Source organism: Nonomuraea sp. NPDC005692 (assembly GCF_040631115.1).
In the GTDB taxonomy this organism is placed as follows: Bacteria; Actinomycetota; Actinomycetes; order Streptosporangiales; family Streptosporangiaceae; genus Nonomuraea.
The window spans coordinates 107111-123569 of record NZ_JBEXYU010000001.1 but is presented as its reverse complement, the minus strand read 5'-3'; the positions used below and the strand labels follow the sequence as shown (position 1 = coordinate 123569).

17 protein-coding genes and 3 tRNA genes are annotated in these 16459 nt (G+C 72.6%); 10 read left to right on the top strand and 10 right to left on the bottom strand.

Annotated features, from left to right (window positions below; translation table 11 throughout):
* Nucleotides 1-16: 16 nt before the first annotated feature.
* Together ABZ459_RS00635 and ABZ459_RS00630 are read right to left on the bottom strand one after the other, a co-directional pair.
* Nucleotides 17-1108, bottom strand: coding sequence for an LLM class flavin-dependent oxidoreductase (locus ABZ459_RS00635; RefSeq protein WP_357964260.1), 1092 nt, complete (start codon nt 1106-1108; stop codon nt 17-19).
* A 79-nt stretch (nt 1109-1187) separates the two neighbouring features.
* Nucleotides 1188-1724: a CGNR zinc finger domain-containing protein gene (locus tag ABZ459_RS00630; protein ID WP_357964258.1), complete on the bottom strand. Its 537-nt coding sequence runs from the start codon at nt 1722-1724 to the stop codon at nt 1188-1190.
* Between the two features lie 83 nt (nt 1725-1807).
* Here ABZ459_RS00630 and ABZ459_RS00625 point away from each other — a divergent pair, with 83 nt between their 5' ends.
* Complete coding sequence (locus tag ABZ459_RS00625; RefSeq protein WP_357964256.1) at nt 1808-3052, top strand: MFS transporter; 1245 nt, start codon at nt 1808-1810, stop codon at nt 3050-3052.
* Here ABZ459_RS00625 and ABZ459_RS00620 read toward each other — a convergent pair.
* Nucleotides 3039-3689 carry an NAD-dependent epimerase/dehydratase family protein gene (locus ABZ459_RS00620; RefSeq protein WP_357964255.1) on the bottom strand — a complete coding sequence of 217 codons (651 nt, stop codon included), beginning with the start codon at nt 3687-3689 and terminating at the stop codon, nt 3039-3041. The two genes, ABZ459_RS00625 and ABZ459_RS00620, sit on opposite strands and share 14 nt — an antisense overlap.
* Nucleotides 3686-5059, bottom strand: coding sequence for an APC family permease (locus tag ABZ459_RS00615; RefSeq protein WP_357964254.1), 1374 nt, complete (start codon nt 5057-5059; stop codon nt 3686-3688). Before ABZ459_RS00615 ends, ABZ459_RS00620 begins: the two co-directional genes overlap by 4 nt.
* Before the next feature lie 103 nt (nt 5060-5162).
* Here ABZ459_RS00615 and ABZ459_RS00610 point away from each other — a divergent pair, with 103 nt between their 5' ends.
* The 3 genes from ABZ459_RS00610 (at nt 5163) to ABZ459_RS00600 (ending at nt 7141) form a co-directional block, all read left to right on the top strand.
* A complete protein-coding gene (locus ABZ459_RS00610) occupies nt 5163-5771 on the top strand; it encodes a TetR/AcrR family transcriptional regulator (RefSeq protein WP_357964252.1) in 609 nt (202 codons plus the stop codon).
* An 82-nt stretch (nt 5772-5853) separates the two neighbouring features.
* Nucleotides 5854-6234 carry a hypothetical protein gene (locus tag ABZ459_RS00605; protein WP_357964250.1) on the top strand — a complete coding sequence of 127 codons (381 nt, stop codon included), beginning with the start codon at nt 5854-5856 and terminating at the stop codon, nt 6232-6234.
* Between the two features lie 73 nt (nt 6235-6307).
* A complete protein-coding gene (locus tag ABZ459_RS00600; RefSeq protein WP_357964248.1) occupies nt 6308-7141 on the top strand; it encodes an alpha/beta hydrolase in 834 nt (277 codons plus the stop codon).
* 177 nt (nt 7142-7318) lie between these two features.
* On the opposite strand, the gene ABZ459_RS00595 is transcribed toward ABZ459_RS00600, so the two are convergent.
* The 5 genes from ABZ459_RS00595 to ABZ459_RS00575 form a co-directional block, all read right to left on the bottom strand.
* Nucleotides 7319-7750, bottom strand: a complete 432-nt coding sequence (locus ABZ459_RS00595; protein ID WP_357964246.1) for a nuclear transport factor 2 family protein — start codon at nt 7748-7750, stop codon at nt 7319-7321.
* A 110-nt stretch (nt 7751-7860) separates the two neighbouring features.
* Nucleotides 7861-7935, bottom strand: a tRNA-Val gene (locus tag ABZ459_RS00590).
* Between the two features lie 7 nt (nt 7936-7942).
* Nucleotides 7943-8013: transfer RNA gene (locus ABZ459_RS00585), tRNA-Cys, on the bottom strand.
* A gap of 15 nt (nt 8014-8028) precedes the next feature.
* A tRNA-Gly gene (locus tag ABZ459_RS00580) sits at nt 8029-8100 on the bottom strand.
* Nucleotides 8101-8280: 180 nt separating this feature from the next.
* Entirely contained in the window at nt 8281-9480 is a 1200-nt protein-coding gene (locus ABZ459_RS00575; RefSeq protein ID WP_357964244.1) for a hypothetical protein, read from the bottom strand.
* Between the two features lie 112 nt (nt 9481-9592).
* Here ABZ459_RS00575 and ABZ459_RS00570 point away from each other — a divergent pair, with 112 nt between their 5' ends.
* The 3 genes from ABZ459_RS00570 to hutH are packed head-to-tail and all read left to right on the top strand — an operon-like array spanning nt 9593 to nt 12462.
* Nucleotides 9593-10144: a hemerythrin domain-containing protein gene (locus tag ABZ459_RS00570; protein ID WP_352331522.1), complete on the top strand. Its 552-nt coding sequence runs from the start codon at nt 9593-9595 to the stop codon at nt 10142-10144.
* 44 nt (nt 10145-10188) lie between these two features.
* Entirely contained in the window at nt 10189-10896 is a 708-nt protein-coding gene (locus ABZ459_RS00565; RefSeq protein WP_357964242.1) for a helix-turn-helix transcriptional regulator, read from the top strand.
* A 15-nt stretch (nt 10897-10911) separates the two neighbouring features.
* Nucleotides 10912-12462, top strand: coding sequence for a histidine ammonia-lyase (gene hutH / locus ABZ459_RS00560; protein WP_357964240.1), 1551 nt, complete (start codon nt 10912-10914; stop codon nt 12460-12462).
* A gap of 10 nt (nt 12463-12472) precedes the next feature.
* Here the strand turns inward: hutH and ABZ459_RS00555 are convergent, their stop codons facing one another.
* A complete protein-coding gene (locus ABZ459_RS00555; protein WP_357964239.1) occupies nt 12473-13630 on the bottom strand; it encodes a Rid family hydrolase in 1158 nt (385 codons plus the stop codon).
* Nucleotides 13631-13687: 57 nt separating this feature from the next.
* On the opposite strand from ABZ459_RS00555, the gene ABZ459_RS00550 reads away from it, so the two are divergent.
* Genes ABZ459_RS00550 through ABZ459_RS00540 form a run of 3 tightly spaced genes read left to right on the top strand, consistent with a single transcriptional unit; the run spans nt 13688 to nt 16412 of the window.
* The gene (locus ABZ459_RS00550) at nt 13688-14605 is read left to right on the top strand and encodes a LysR family transcriptional regulator (RefSeq protein WP_357964237.1); all 918 of its coding nucleotides are present in this window, start codon (nt 13688-13690) and stop codon (nt 14603-14605) included.
* 29 nt (nt 14606-14634) lie between these two features.
* A complete protein-coding gene (locus ABZ459_RS00545; protein WP_357964235.1) occupies nt 14635-15585 on the top strand; it encodes a chorismate-binding protein in 951 nt (316 codons plus the stop codon).
* Nucleotides 15582-16412, top strand: a complete 831-nt coding sequence (locus tag ABZ459_RS00540) for an aminotransferase class IV (protein WP_357964233.1) — start codon at nt 15582-15584, stop codon at nt 16410-16412. Before ABZ459_RS00545 ends, ABZ459_RS00540 begins: the two co-directional genes overlap by 4 nt.
* The last annotated feature ends 47 nt before the right edge of the window (nt 16413-16459 follow it).

The window sequence follows — 16459 nt, the reverse complement described above, 5'->3', positions numbered from 1 at the left end:
TCCTTCCCTGGAGGGGTCAGACCTCGACGGCCTGGGACGTACGGGCCTGGAGCAGCGAGGCGTGCGTCGGCGCGTCCGGGACGGCGGCCGGGCGGTCCTTGGCCATCTCCTTGCGCAGCACCGGCACGACCTCCTCGCCCAGGATGTCGAGCTGCTCCAGCACGGTCTTCAGCGGCAGGCCGGCGTGGTCCATGAGGAACAGCTGGCGCTGGTAGTCGCCGAAGAACTCGCGGAACTCCAGCGTCCGGTCGATGACCTGCTGGGGGCTGCCCACGGTGAGCGGGGTCTCGGCGGTGAACTCCTCCAGCGACGGCCCGTGGCCGTACACGGGGGCGTTGTCGAAGTAGGGGCGGAACTCGCGGACCGCGTCCTGGGAGTTCTTGCGCATGAACACCTGGCCGCCCAGGCCGACGATCGCCTGCTCGGGCGTGCCGTGCCCGTAGTGGGCGTACCGGCGGCGGTAGAGGTTGATCAGGCGGATGAAGTGCTCCTTGGGCCAGAAGATGTTGTTGGCGAAGAAGCCGTCACCGTAGTAGGCGGCCTGCTCGGCGATCTCCGGGCTGCGGATCGAGCCGTGCCACACGAACGGCGGCACCCCGTCGAGCGGGCGCGGCGTGCTGGTGAACCCCTGCAGCGGGGTGCGGAAGCGGCCCTCCCAGTCGACGACGTCCTCGCGCCAGAGCTGGTGCAGCAGCGCGTAGTTCTCCACGGCCAGCGGGATGCCCTGGCGGATGTCCTGCCCGAACCACGGGTAGACCGGCCCGGTGTTGCCCCGGCCCAGCATGACGTCCACCCGGCCGTCGGCCAGGTGCTGGAGCATGGCGAAGTCCTCGGCGATCTTGACCGGGTCGTTGGTCGTGATCAACGTCGTGGCGGTGGACAGGATCAGCCGCTCGGTCCTGGCCGCGATGTAGCCGAGCATGGTGGTCGGCGAGGACGGCACGAACGGCGGGTTGTGGTGCTCACCCGTCGCGAACACGTCGAGGCCGACCTCCTCGGCCTTGAGCGCGATCGCCACCATCGCCTTGATCCGCTCGTGCTCGGTCGGGGTCCTGCCGGTGGTGGGGTCGGTGGTCACGTCGCCCACGCTGAAGATTCCGAACTGCACTTTAGTCACCATCCATGACTGTTGAATCTTTGACAGGTACCGTAGCGTCCCGGCCTCCGCCGTTATTCCATCATCCCGGTCAGGCGCCCGCGCGGGCGCGGAAGGCCGCCGCCTTGGCGCGGTTGCCGCAGCCGCGCATGTCGCACCAGCGGCGGGTGCGGCGGTGGGAGGCGTCGACGTACAGACGGGTGCAGGGGGCGGCCTCGCACTCGCGGACCAGCTCCGCCTGCGGGCCGCCGAGCAGCTCGATCGCCGCGCGCGCGGTCGTGGACAGCGCGCCGGGCAGGCCGCCGCCGCGCCGCAGGCCGCGCTCTTCGAGCACGACGTCCGCGGGCGGGCGCCGGGCGGTCTCGTTGAGCAGGTCGCGGTCGGCCTGTCCGTACGAGCTGCCGTCGCGGGCGGCCGTGGCCAGCCGGTAGACCGCCTCGCGCAGGGCCGTCGCCCGTGCCAGGTCGTCGTCGCCGGTCTCGGGCGGTTCGTCGAGGAGGCCGGCGGCGACCGTCCAGCGGGCCAGGTCGGCGGGGGTGGCCAGCAGGTCGATGCGCGCGCCCCGGCGGTGGCCGATGGTGCCGGCGAGGTCGAGGCCGAGGTTGCCGCTGACGAAAGTGAAGTCCACGACTCCGATCGTAACCGCATTGACAAGTTACTTTCGGCGCTGCCAGGGTTGCTAACCACTGAAGCCGGTTACTTGGGGGCATTGTGGCGACACTCATCACCGTCCGCGGCGGGACGCGGCGGTTCGGCGCGCGGCACCGATGGGTCGTGCTCTCCGTGGGCGTCGGCGCCCAGGCCAGCTTCTCGGCCATGTTCTCCGGCATCCCGTTGACCGCGGTCTCCATGCGCTCGGGCTACCACCTGTCGCTGGGCTCGCTCGGCCTCGTCCTGTCCTGCCTGGGGCTGGGCGTGGCCGCCTCCGACATCGCGTGGGGCATGCTCACCGACCGGTGGGGCGACCGCCGCGTGCTGCTCGCCGGGCTGACCGCCACGGGCGCGCTGCTGGCGGTGATGGCCGCCGCCGTCACGCCGGCCGAGCACGCCGGGGTGGCCCTGCTGGCGGCGTGCCTGCTGGCCGCCGGGGCGCTGGGCGGCAGCGTGAACGGCGCCTCCGGGCGGGCCGTCATGACCTGGTTCGCCGACGGCGAGCGGGGGCTGGCCATGAGCGTCCGCCAGACGGCCATCCCCGTCGGGGGCGCGGTCGGGGTCGCCCTGCTGCCCTGGCTCGCCGAGCGGTACGGGTTCCGCGCCGTCTACGCCGTACCGGCGGTGTTCTGCCTGCTGGCGGCGGCGGCCACCTGGCGCTGGCTGCACGAGCCGGCGCCCGCCGCCGCGGCCGCCGCCCCGCAACCCGGCCCCTCCCCGCTGCGCCGCTGGGACGTGTGGCGGGTGGCGCTGGCCAGCGGGCTGCTCACCGTGCCGCAGTTCGCCGTGCTGTCCTTCACCGCGATCTTCCTGCACGACGTCAAGGGGGCCGGCGCCGGCCTGGCCGCCCTCACCGTGCTCGTCGCCCAGCTGGGCGGCGGCGCCGCGCGCATCTGGACCGGCAGGCGCACCGACCGCCGCGGCGGTCGGCGTACCTGGATCCGCGCCATCGGGACGCTGTCCGGGGTCGTGATGGCCGCCGCCGCGGTGCTCACCTCGGCGCCCACCCCGCTCACCGTCGCCGCCCTTGCGATCGGCGGCCTGCTGGCCAACTCCTGGCACGGCATCGCCTACACCGAGATCGCCGCCATGGCGGGCGCGGCCAGGGCGGGCACCGCGCTCGGCCTGGAGGGCACCGCCTGCTTCGCCTCGGGCTTCCTGACCCCGCTGCTCGTCCCGGTGGTGCTCGCCCTCGCCTCGTGGGAGGCGGTGTGGGGGCTGGCCGCGCTCGCCTCGCTGCTGGCCGTGCCGCTGATGCCGCGGGCCGTGCGGCCGGTGCCACGGGCCGCTGTCACAAGGCGTTGATGGCCGCCGGGCCGAGGATCCGTTCGGGCGCGCCGCGCTCGGCCACGGTGATCATCGCCTGGCCGATGCGCTCGGTCGTCGTCACCGCCGCCGGGAACAGCCGCCGCAGCAGCGGGTAGAGCGGCGCGGCCACGACGTAGGCCAGCCGGTACCAGCGGGTGCGCGAGGTCACGCCGTGCATCGGCTGGATGTAGCCGGGGCGGAACATGTAGGCGTGGAACGGCAGCGCGAGCAGCGCGTTCTCCGTCGCGCCCTTCACCCTGGCCCACATCGCGCGGCCGTGCTCGTCGGTGCCGGCGCCCGAGACGTAGACGAAGGTCGAGGACGGGCTGAGCCGGGCCAGCGTGGTGCCGGCCGCCAGCGTGTAGTCGTAGGTGACCCGCCGGTAGTCCTGCTCGCTCATGCCCGCCGCGGACACCCCGAGGCAGAAGAAGCACGCGTCGTAGCCGGACAGCTCGCCCTCGACGGCCGACAGGTCCGACAGGTCGGAATGGAGCAGCTCGCGAAGCTTGGGATGGACCGTCCCCGTGGGCGACCGGCCGACCGTCAGCACGGCAGTGACGCGCTCGTCGAGCAGGCACTCCCTGAGCACGCCGCGCCCGACCATGCCGGTCGCCCCGAAGATGATCACTCTCATGGTTCAGCCAGATCCCACCCGCCGCGCCGCCGCAGCACCCCCAGATAGTACGCCGCCGACAACACCGCGATCCCGGCGGTGACGTACAGGCTGGGCCGGCCGATCGCCGGGTCCAGCGCGTTGAGGTAGATCACGTACGCCAGGGCGGCCAGCGCCAGCACCGGCGCGAGCGGGAACCACGGCATCCGGTACGCCGCGTGGCCGGTCGTGCCGTTGCGCCGCCCGGCGATCGCGCCCAGGCACAGCGCCGCGTACACGGCCACGATCGAGGTGCCGGTCACCACCAGCAGGAAGCGCTCGTCGATGAAGCAGCAGGCCGCGCTGACCACGCCGGTCAGCACCGTGGCCACCCACGGCGAGCCGTACCGGGCGTGGATGGACGACAGCAGGCGGCTGACCGGCGCGGGCCAGGCGCGGTCCCGTCCGGTGCTGAACAACATGCGCGAGGTGATGAGGATGATGGCCAGCACGGCGTTGAGGATGGCCAGCGCGACGGCCAGGGAGATCACCGTGTTGACCACGGACCCGGCGCGGGCGGTGACGAAGTACTGCATCATGTTCTCCGCGCCGAACAGGCCCTCCAGCGACGGCGCGCCCACCAGCACCGCCGTCACCGGCACCAGCTCGGCCGCCACCGTGACGCCCAGCGCCCACAGCACGGTCCTCGCGATGCTCTTCGGCGCGTCGTGCACCTCCTCGCCGAAGTAGACCGCCGAGCCGTACCCGTTGTAGGAGAAGATCGCCACCGCGGTCGCCGCGCCGATCAGGCCCAGCGAGGCGGGCACCAGCGCGCCGCCGTCCCCCGCGACCACGGGATGGGTGATCAGCTCGACCGGCGACCGCTCCGGGCTGAACAGGCCGAGCGCCGCCACGACCACCAGCGCGATCATCTCGATGGCCAGGAACACCCCGGTCACCCAGGCGTTCAGCTTGATGTCGAAGACCGCCACGACGGTGGTGAGCAGGCACGTCACGGCCGCCACCAGAGGCCCGTCCAGCCCCGGGAGGACGACCGACAGGTACGCGCCCACGCCCAGCGCGATGACGGCGATGATGAGCAGCTGCGTGATGAGGATCAGCCCGAGCACCACGAACCCGGGCAGCCGGCCGAGCGTCCGGGCGGTGATGGCGTACTCGCCGCCGGTGAGCGGGAACGCCGAGCCCAGCTCGGCGTAGACGAAGGCCATGAACACGCCCACGACGGCGCCGGCCAGGTAGCTGATGATCGCGCCGCTGCCGGCCTGGGAGATCACGCCGGGGGCGATGATGAAGACCGAGGACGCGGGGGTGATGGCGGACAGGGTGAGGAGGAGGGTGCCGAGGAGCTTGAGTCCCCGGTGCAGGTGTGGATGGGCGGCCGTTGTTGCCACGACGCCTCCTTGGGGGGTTCCTTGAGCGAGTATCAAAGAACTATCGGCGGCGTTCGTCAAGGACGGCTTGCGTTTTTTGAAGCATCTATGAAGAATCGCGGCCATGGCGCGACCCAGCCGGGCCCGGGAGAAGCGGGCCGAACTCGTCTCCGCCGCCCGCCGCGCGGTGCTCGAACGCGGCATCCTCGACCTGCGGCTGCGCGACGTCGCCGAGGTCGCCGGCATGTCGGCGGGGTCGGTGCTGTACTACTTCCCGAGCATGGCCGGCCTGCTGCAGGAGGTGCAGCGCGAGGCGGTCGACCGGTTCTGCGCCGCCCGCGAGGCCGCCGCCGCGCGCGAGCCCGACCTGCGGCGGCGCCTGGTCATCACCATCGGCAGCGGCCTGCCCGCCGGTCCGGGCGACGAGCTGTGCGTGCTGCTGTACGAGCTGGGGGCGCACGCCCGGCGCGACCCGGCGTACGCGGCCCAGCACATCAGGCTGTACGAGCGGCAGGTGGCCCTGTACGCCGCGATCCTGGAGGCGGGCTCGGCGACCGGCGTCTTCAGGCTGACCCGGGACGCCATGACGATCGCCCGGAACCTGGTGGCGCTGGAGGACGGGCTGGGGCTGCACCTGCTGGACGCGGTGCAGCCGTTCGACACGGACACGGCCCGCGACCTCCTCCTGTCCTACGCCACGGACGCCACCCGCTGCCCCCTCCCCACCTCCTGACGCGTATCCACCCCTCCCACCCACGCCACCCCCTCTGACCTGCCCTTCTCCCGGTCGGGCGCATGTGCGCCTGCCACGTCCCATGTGGGCCTGCTACCTCCAACCGGCCTCGGCCGCCATCCGCCTCGGCCGCCATCTCGTGACGTCCCCCCTTGATCCCAGCACTCGCAAGTACGGCACTCTCGGGCTGACCGTGCTCTGCGCAGCAGTCCTCGCCGGCTACGGGCTGGTGGCATGGAGCATCTGGCAGTTGGACTGGATGTCCACAGAACTCCTGGCCAAATGCGGCATCGCAGCCGCGGCGTTCCCCGGCGTCGGCGTCGCCCTCGGCTATGCGTTCACGGCACGGCGGCCCACGCCCGTACGGATCTTCGCGGCGTCGGCCGGCGCGGCGATCGGTGCGGTGTGCCTGCTCCTGTTCGCTGCCGGATACATCTGGTTCTCGATGGCAGCGAACGTATAGCCCCGGCAGCAGCCCGTGCCCGAGGGAACATTCGTCCAATCCTCCGGCGCGGGACGGCCGCCACAGTGGCCTCATGACCAGTTCCCACGGCGACACCACCGAGAGCACGATGCTCTCCCTGGACGACGGCGACCTCCACGTCTGCCAGGACGGCCCCCGCGACGCCCCCGCCCTCCTCCTCATCCACGGTTCGGCGTCCTCGGCCCGCTCCTGGGACCAGTTGGTCCCCCTGCTCACGGGCTCCCATCGCGTCGTCCGGATCGACCTGCTCGGCCACGGCCGCTCCGCCAAACCGGACGACCGCGGCTACACCACCCCCGACCAGGCGCGCAGGGTCGGCGAGGCGCTGGACCGGCTCGGCGTGCGGCAGGCCGTGGTCGCGGGCCACTCGAGTGGCGGCGCGGTCGCCACAGCCCTGGCCGAACAGCGTCCCGGCCTGGTGACGGCGCTCGTCCTGATCAACACCGGCCCCGGCCTGGACGCCTTCATCGCCCCGGCGTCGGCCGCGTTCGCCCCTTCGCAGTGGCCGCCGACCGACGAGCAGATCCGCCTGTTCGCGAGCCCGGGTTTCAGCCGTCCCGGCTACCAGCCTCCGGACGAGCTGCTGGACGAGGTGCGGTGCATGACCCTCCACACGCTCGCCGCGACCATGCAGGGCACCCGCGACTACCTGCACGAACGGCCGCTCCCTGACCGGCTGGCGCCCCTGGGCAAGCCGCTGCTGGTGATCTTCGGCGCGGACGACCGCCGATGGCGCTCCTCGTCCGCGTCCGACTACCGCGTCGTGCCGGGGGCAGAGATCGAGCTCCTGCCCGGCCTCGGCCACACCCCCATCCTGGAGGACCCCCAGCAGACCGCCATCAAACTCCTCACCTTCACCACGACCCACGCCAAACAACCACACTGAGTCCGCCTGGCCAGGAAGCGGCCAGGCCAGGAAGCCGCCCGCTCGGGAAGCGGCCACGTCGGGACGCAACTGGGCGGGGGAACGGCCCCGTCGGGAAGCGGCCGGGCCGGGAGGCAGGCCGGTCAGGAAGCGGCCGGGTCAGGAAGCCGTCCGGAAGGGGGCGTCCCGGACGCGGGGTCACCGGGCTGTTCGCCAGCTCTGTTCCTCCACCAGTTCCTGGCTGCGCCAGCCGCCGGAGGTGCGGCGCATGCGGTGGTGGTACCAGCCGCCGCCGTGCAGGAACCCCTGGATGTCGGCCGCGGCCATGTCGCGGGTGGGGGCGAGGGTGTCGGTGAACGGCGCGCTGACCCGCGCCTCGTCCCCGGTGAGGACGATCCGCGCGGCGCCGATCAGGTGCAGGCGTCCCGGCCAGTGCGGCAGCACCTCGGCGAGCCAGCTCTTGACCTCCGCCAGCCCGCCCCTGATCCCGCCCGCGGACCGGTAGTCGATGACCGCCTCGGGGCTGAACACCTCGTCGAGCAGGTCCCACTCGCCGGAGTCGACGGCCCGCGAGTAACGGGCCAGCAGGTCGGTGATCTCCAGGCGGTCGGCGATCTCCTGAACGTCCATGCCCCTGATCGAACCAAACGCTTGCTACAAGCGCCAGGCCCGCCACGCCGGGAAAGGGCCGCCAAAAGCGACAGCCAGGCCGGCGACCCGCCGACCTGGCTGTTGAGAGATGGTGGACGATACTGGGATTGAACCAGTGACCTCTTCCGTGTCAGGGAAGCGCTCTCCCGCTGAGCTAATCGTCCTTCGTAGAGGTGGCGACGGGATTTGAACCCGTGTGGACGGCTTTGCAGGCCGCTGCCTCGCCTCTCGGCCACGCCACCGAGCCGGAAGCTCCGAGCGGAAGACGGGATTCGAACCCGCGACCCTCACCTTGGCAAGGTGATGCTCTACCACTGAGCCACTTCCGCGTGCGCCCCGCTCGTGCCGGGCGACGAGAGAACTCTAGCGAATCCTCGCCGAGTCCCCAAACCGGAACGCTTCCGCGCAGGTCGCCCCGGGTACGGCCCGGTCGCGTCCACCGCCCCGAGGCGGGACCCGGGGCAGGACGCGAGGCGGGCGCCCGGTCAGGCGCCCGGTCAGTGGCCCCGTCAGCGGCCCAGTTGCATGCCCGCCGGATGCGGCCCCTCCGTCTCCAGGCGGTACTCCTGGCCCGACACCGCCCGGTTGTCGTCGATGACCCGCTCCGACGGCGGCTTCTCCCCGCCCATGACCGCCTCCTGCATGCGCGTGAAGCGCTCGTGGGCCTCCTGGACGTACCCGGTGCCCAGCGTGGTGCAGTCGATCTGGGTGGCCAGCAGCTCCCGCAGGTACGCCTTGTTCGGCTCGAACGTCACCGGCGGCGGCAGCTCGGGAGCCAGCACCTGGTCGGGATCACGTCCGTCGAACCGCTTGAACAGCTCGCAGGCCAGCCGCAGGTGCTCGATCTCCATGTTCAGGTGCAGCTCCCAGACGGCCTTCACCCTGGGGTCGGACTCGGTCTCCATGAACGAGTGGTAGAGGTAGCACTCGTTGTACTCGTGGTTGAGCAGCATCTCCCACCAGCTCTCGCCCGGGTCGACCAGCGACTCGTAGTGGGTGACGTGCTCCTCCTCCACCAGGGCGATCTCCTGGTAGAGCTGCCGGGCGATCGGCTCCATGGCCAGCGGCCCGACGTTCATGTAGAAGTTCATGGTCTGCTGCTCGGCCGCCATGACGGTCAGGGCGTGCAGTTTCGACAGCGGCTCGGTGCGGTGCCGGTCGTACGGCTCGCGCACGTTGTCGACCGGGTCCCGGTGGTGCAGGTACGTCGGCCGCCCCGGCATGACCTCGGTGACCCCGTCCACGATCTTCTCGGCCTTGCGGTGCTCGATCATCTCGTAGAGGTTGGCGTACCGGTAGAGGTGGTCGAAGTCCTCCAGCACCCCGAACTGGTACGCCTGCGTCAGGTACGGGTCCGGCTCCATGCGCGCCACCCACGCCGTCAGGTCCACCGCGACCTGCTCGTAGGCGATGGTGGTCTCCAGCACCGACGAGACGCCGGGCAGCAGCCAGTTGACCGCCTTCTGCTGCTGCGCCTCGATGTAGCGCACCCGGGCGAGCTGCCGCTTCAGCTCCAGGTCGGTGCAGTGGCGGGCGAGCTGGTGGCTGAACAGGATCGCCTCGGTCTCGATGCCGTTCATCGTGATGATCCGGCAGCGGGTGTACGGGTCGGCGTGGTCGGGATCGATGGGCGAGACGTTGAGCTCCCGCCAGTCGCGCAGCTGCTCGTCCAGCGGGATGCCCCGCTCCTGAAGTGGGTCGAAGGCCATGTCGCTGCGCCTACCCGCGGCCTGGTGGGGCAACCTCCGCGTTGCGTCGCCGAACGATCCGCGTTCGGTAAGGAGGCGCGTGCCCGACCGGCGCCCGGGTAGGCCGCTGGACGTGGCTGAACACGATGTCATCGACGTGCTGATGGCCCAGCACGGCCAGATCAGGGACCTGTTCGACGAGGTGGAGCAGGCGCCGCCGGAACGGGTGGAGGAGGCGTTCGAGCGGCTGATCCGCCTGCTGGCCGTGCACGAGACCGCCGAGGAGGAGATCGTCCACCCCTACGCGCGCCGGAAGGTGGACGGCGGCCCCGGCGTGGTGGCCGACCGGCTGGCCGAGGAGAACCGGGCCAAGCGCCTGCTCGTCGAGATCGACCGGGCGGGCGTGGACGACCCGGCGTTCTGGGAGAAGCTGGCCGAGCTGCGCACGGCGGTCACCATGCACGCCCGCAGCGAGGAGCGCTACGAGTTCGCCCAGCTCCGCAACAGCACCTCCGTCGTGGAACGCCGGGCCATGGCGGCGGCGGTGCGGGCGGCCGAGGCGGTCGGGCCGCTGCGGCCGCGTCCCGGCGTGGAGTCGGCGACGAAGAACGTGCTGATCGGCACGCCCCTCGCGCTGATGGACCGGGCCCGGGAGATCATCAGGAAGGCCCTGGGGAGCGGCTGACACTTCGTTCCTGGGCGAAATGTCGGTGCGTTAGCGTCGTGGGCATGGAGCACATCGCCCGTGACGCCGACATCGCGCCCGTCGCCGCACTCATCGCCGACCCCACCAGGGCCGCCATGCTCACGGCGCTGCTCGGCGGCCGCGCCCTGGCCGCCGGCGAGCTGGCCAGGGTCGCCGGGGTGAGCGCCGCGACCGCCAGCGCCCATCTGGCCCGGCTGCTCGACGGAAGCCTGGTCGACGTCGTCCGGCAGGGCCGCCACCGCTACTACCGGCTGGCCGGGCACGAGATCGCCGAGGTGCTGGAGACCCTGGCCAGGGTGAGCGCCCGCCCGCCGGTGCGCTCCCTGCGGCAGTCCCGGCAGGCGCGCCTGCTGGAGGAGGCCCGCACCTGCTACGACCATCTGGCCGGACGCGCCGGCGTCGCCCTGCTCGACCGGCTCAGGGGCGGCGGCTTCTACGACCGCCAGGACCTCACCTCCGACGGCGAACGGCTGCTGACGGGCCTGGGCGTGGACGTCGAGGGCGCCCGCAGGGCCAGGCGGCGCTTCGCCCCGGAATGCCTCGACTGGACCGAACGCCGGTCGCATCTCGGCGGCGCTCTGGGCGCCGCGATCACCGACGTCCTGCTGGAACGCGGCTGGTACCGGCGGGGATCGGTGCCGCGCGCGGTGGTCCTCACCGACGAGGGCAGGGAGGGGCTGGCGGCGATCTTCCCGAGTAAGGAGCTAACATCGGGTACGCCGGTTACCTAAGCGAGAGAGACGATCATGCGCGACAACGGAGTCGTGAACGTCGGCCCGGAGCCCCTGAGCTTCGACGACGTCATCAAGGTGGCCCGCCACGGCGCCGCCGTCCAGCTCACCGACGACGCGGTGGCCGCCATGGCGGCCGCCCGCCAGCGGGTGGACGAACTTGCCGAGAGCCCCGTGCCCGCCTACGGCGTCTCCACCGGGTTCGGCGCCCTGGCCACCCGGCACATCGACCCCGCGCTGCGCGCCCAGCTCCAGCGGTCGCTGGTGCGCTCGCACGCGGCGGGCAGCGGCCCCGAGGTGGAGACCGAGGTGGTGCGCGCGCTCATGCTGCTGCGCCTGCACACGCTGGCCACCGGCCACACCGGCATCAGGCCGGGCACCGCCAAGACCCTGGCCGCGCTGCTCACCGCCGGCATCACGCCGGTCGTGCACGAGTACGGCAGCCTCGGCTGCTCCGGCGACCTCGCGCCGCTGGCCCACGTGGCGCTGACGCTGATGGGCGAGGGCGTCGTCCGCGACGCCGCGGGGGAGCTCCAGCCGGCCGGGGAGGCGCTCAAGCAGGCCGGCATCGAGCCGGTCGAGCTGGCCGCCAAGGAGGGCCTGGCCCTGATCAACGGCACGGACGGCATGCTCGGCATGCTCATCCTGGCCATCTCCGACCTCACCAAGCTGGTCAGGACCGCCGACATCAGCGCGGCGATGAGCGTGGAGGCGCTGCTCGGCACCGACCGCGTCTTCATGCCGGAGCTCCAGGCCCTGCGCCCGCATCCCGGCCTGGCCAGGTCCGCCGCCAACATGACCAGGATCCTGGCCGGCTCCGGCGTCATGGCCAGCCACCGCGACCCGCAGGCGTGCACCCGCGTCCAGGACGCGTACTCGCTGCGCTGCGCCCCGCAGGTGGCCGGCGCCGCCCGTGACACGATCGCGCACGCCGCCACCGTGGCCGGCTGGGAGCTGGCCAGCGCCGTGGACAACCCGGCCGTGCTCGACGACGGCCGGGTGGAGTCCAACGGCAACTTCCACGGCGCGCCCGTGGGCTACGTGCTCGACTTCCTCGCCGTCGTGGCCGCCGACCTGGCCTCGATGTCCGAGCGCCGCACCGACCGCTTCCTCGACGTGGCCCGCAACCACGGCCTGCCCGCGTTCCTGGCCGACGACCCCGGCGTCGACTCCGGCCACATGATCGCCCAGTACACCCAGGCCGCGATCGTCTCGGAGCTGAAGCGGCTGGCCGTGCCCGCCAGCGTCGACTCGATCCCCAGCTCGGCCATGCAGGAGGACCACGTCTCCATGGGCTGGTCGGCGGCGCGCAAGCTGCGCAGGTCGGTCGACGGGCTGACGCGGGTGCTGGCCGTCGAGGTGCTCACCGCGGCCCGCGCGCTCGACCTGCGCGCCCCCCTGGAGCCCGCGCCGGCGACCGCGGCCGTGGTCAGGGCGCTGCGCGAGAACGTGCCCGCACCGGGCCCCGACCGCTTCCTCGCGCCGGAGATCGAGTCCGCCGTGCGGCTGGTGGCCGAGGGCGGCGTCGTGGCCGCGGCGGAGTCGGTCACCGGGCCGCTGGACTAGCCCGTCCCGCTCAGCGGGGGAGGGCGACGATCAGGTCCATCTCCATCACCAGCCCCGGCCGGAACAGCTTCGACACCTCGACGGTCGTGCTGGCCGGGGGAGTGCCGGTGACGTACCGGTTGCGCACGTCCCTGAGCTGGAGGATGTCGTCCATGTCCGTCAGGTAGGTGCGGATGAAGGCGACGTCCTGCCAGCTCGCGCCCTGGTCGGCCAGGATGCGCGTGGTGACCGCGAAGATGTGCTCGGCCTGGTCCTTCAGCGAGCCGGGGGCGACCACGTGCCCCTGCTCGTCGAAGGCGGCCTGGCCGGAGACGTAGAGCATGTCGCCGACCCGGACGGCGTGCGAGTACGCGCCGTTCGTGGCCGGGATCGTGGACAGGTTCAGCGGCACCGCGCGCGCGGCCGGGCCGCCGCCGACGTGCTCGGCCACCGCCGTCAGGTCGCGCTCGCCCAGCCCGGCCGCCCGCGCCTCCTGCAGGCGTCGCCGGGCGGCCGTGGCCATCGACGCGCCCTCCCAGGCCGCCAGCTCCAGGTCCTTGGCGGCCAGGCCGAGCGAGTACCGGGTCTCGGTGGCGGGCGTGCGCAGCCGTTCGGCGACCTGGCCGAGCGGCGTGCCGGCCAGCACGTCGAGCAGCGCGTCCCGGTCCACGCCGTGCGCCGCCCCGTACGCCAGCGTCTCGGCGACCAGCACCTGCGCGGGCACGATCGCGCTCATGACGGCGATCTTCATCGCCGCGCCGGAGCCCAGCGGCCCGGTCTCGCGCACGCCGCCGAAGACCGACAGCACCTGGCGGCAGCCGGACACGTCCCCGCCGGCCAGCACCACCAGCGAGCCGTCCGCCGCCGGGCCCACGCTGCCCAGCACCGGCGCGTCCACCAGCGCGACCGACGCGGGCAGCAGCTCGCGCAGCGCGCGGACCGCCTCCGGGCCGATCGTGGACATCTCCACCACCGTCGCGCCGGGCCGCAGACCGGGCAGCGCGGCCGTCAGCACCTCGCGCACCGCCCCCGGATCGCTGAGCATGCTGATCACCAGCTCGGCGCCGTCCACCGCCTCGGCGGCCGTCACACCGGTCCCACGCCGCCACGTCGTCACCTTGTGCCCGGCCTCCACGAGTCGCCGAGCCATGGGGACGCCCATGCGTCCCTGTCCGAGAAATGCAATCACGGGAACAGTCAACAGGGATGCGAGGTATTCCACCACCGACTAGATTGCATGGCAGCCATGCACGAGACGAATGCCTTCGACCTCCAAGCCCTCCGCCTCTTCGACGAGGTGGCCAGGAGCGGTTCCTTCACCGCCGCCGCCGAGCTGCTCGGCTACACCCAGTCGGCGGTCTCCCGGCGCATCGCCGCGCTGGAACGGGCCGGCGGCGGCCCCCTGTTCGAACGCCTGCCGCGCGGCGTGCGCCTGACCCCCGCCGGCACGGCCCTGCACCGGCACGCCGTCGCCGTGCTCGACCGGCTGGCCCGCGCCGGCGAGGAACTGGCCGCCATCCACGCCGGGCGCGGCGGCACGCTGCGCGTGGGTGCGTTCGCCACCGCCAACGTCGACCTCATGCCGTCCACGCTGAAGCGGTTCCTGGCCGCGCACCCCGGCGTCGAGCTGCGCATGACGGAGGCGCTGACCTCGCGGCTCATGGAACGCCTGCACGCCGGGGCGCTCGACGTGGCCGTGATCAGCGACTACCCGGCCGGGCTGCCCGCCGAGGACGCCCGGCTCGTCCGGCTCTGCCAGGACCGGCTGCTCGTCGCGCTGCCCGCCGGCCACCCGCTGGCCGCCGAGCCCGACGTGGACCTGCGCGACCTGGCGGAGGAGAGCTGGATCGAGGCCGCGCCGCGCGGGCAGCCGACGCCGCTGGTGGCCGCGTGCGCCGCCGCCGGGTTCACGCCGCGCGGCGGGCTGCGGGTGGCCGAATGGTCGGGCAAGTTCGGGTTCGTCGCCGCCGGGTTCGGCGTGACGCTGGTGCCCGAGCTGGCCGCGCGGGCGGTGCCGCCGAACCTGGTGCTCAAGCCGCTGCGCGAGGCCACCCCCGTCCGTACGGTGTACGCGGCCCTTCCCGAGGTTCCCCTGCCCTCCGCGCTGGAACTGGTCGAGATGCTGGGACAATGGGAGATGTGTACGACGGTTTCGCCCACTTAAACGGTCATCTCGCCACCGGACTCCGCGACGTGACGACCGACCTTGCCGCCCTCGACGGCGAGGGCTGGTGGGCCGTCGTCGTCGACTACGAGGGCAAGGCGACCTGCGCCCGCTTCGACCGCGTGCGCCCGTCCGCGCTGCCCTCGCCCAGGGGCCATTGGCACGGTCCACGTCCGGACCAGTGGCGTACCTCGCTCGACCGCGCCGCCTACGAACGCGGCGTGCGCGCGATCCGCGACCACATCGAGCGGGGCGAGGTCTACCAGGCCAACCTCTGCCGCGTCCTGTCCGCCCCCGTCCCGCCCGGCGCCGACCCGCTGGCGCTGGCCGCGCGGCTGGCCGAGGGCAACCCGGCTCCGTACGCCGCCGTCGTCGACGTGCCGGGGCTGAGCGTGGTGTCGGCCTCGCCGGAGCTCTACCTGTCGCGCGAGGGCGACGTCGTGGAGTCCGGCCCCATCAAGGGCACCGGCGTCACCGCCGCCGACCTGCTGGAGAAGGACTACGCCGAGAACGTCATGATCGTCGACCTGGTCCGCAACGACCTGGGCCGGGTCGCGGCGGTCGGCTCGGTCGAGGTGCCCTCCCTGTGCGCGGTCGAGGAGCATCCGGGTCTCGTCCATCTCGTCTCCACCGTGCGGGCCAGGCTCGCGCCCGGAGCGGGCTGGCCGGAGCTGTTCGCCGCCACATTCCCGCCCGGGTCTGTCACGGGCGCGCCCAAGTCGTCCGCTCTGCGCATCATCAATGAGCTCGAACCGGTCCCCCGGGGGCCCTACTGTGGTGCCGTGGGCTGGGTCGACGCCGACCGGGGCAGGGCGGCGCTGGCCGTGGGCATCAGAACATTCTGGATCTCAGCAGGCGAGATCCGCTTCGGCACCGGCGCGGGCATCACGTGGGGCAGCGACCCCGCGCGTGAATGGTCCGAGACCGAGCTGAAGGCATCCAGGCTCATCTCACTGGCATCCTCAGGAGGAAACCGATGAACATCCCTGTCTGGGTCAACGGGGAACTGATCGACCCCGCGCAGGCCACCGTCTCCGTGTTCGACCACGGGCTCATGGTCGGCGACGGCGTCTTCGAGACGATCAAGATCGTCGACGGCGAGTCGTTCGCGCTCACCCGGCACCTCGACCGGCTCACCCTCTCGGCCCAGCGCATGGACCTGCCCGAGCCCGACGTCGAGGCCATCGCCGAAGGCGTCGGCAAGCTCCTGGCGGCCGCGCCCGCCTGGTCGCTCGGCCGTATCCGCATCACCTACACCAGCGGTCCGGGCCCGCTCGGCTCCGACCGGGGCAACCAGGGCACCACCTCGATCGTCATCGTCGACGAGCAGAAGCCCTTCCCCGAGACCGCCAACGTGGCCGTCGTCCCCTGGCCGCGCAACGAGCGCGGCGCGCTGTCCGGCGTCAAGAGCACCTCCTACGGCGACAACGCCAAGGCCCTGCTGCACGCCAAGAACCAGGGCGCCGGGGAGGCGATCTTCGGCAACCTCGCGGGCGACCTGTGCGAGGGCACCGGCTCCAACATCTTCATCGTGCGCGACGGCCGCCTGATCACCCCCACGCTCGCCTCCGGCTGCCTGGCCGGCGTCACCCGCGCGCTGGTGCTCGAATGGTGCGGCGGCGAGGAGGCCGACGTCCCGCTGCAGGCCCTGTACGAGGCCGAGGAGGCGTTCCTCACCTCCACCACCCGCGACATCCAGCCGATCAGGCTGGTCGACCGGACCGAGCTGCCCACCGCCCCCGGCCCGATCACCGCCAAGGCCATGCGCATCTTCGCCGAGCGCGCCGCCGCCGACCTCAACCCCTGACCCGCCCTCGACAGGGCCCCGCCTCCGGGGCCCTGTCCCTTCATCCG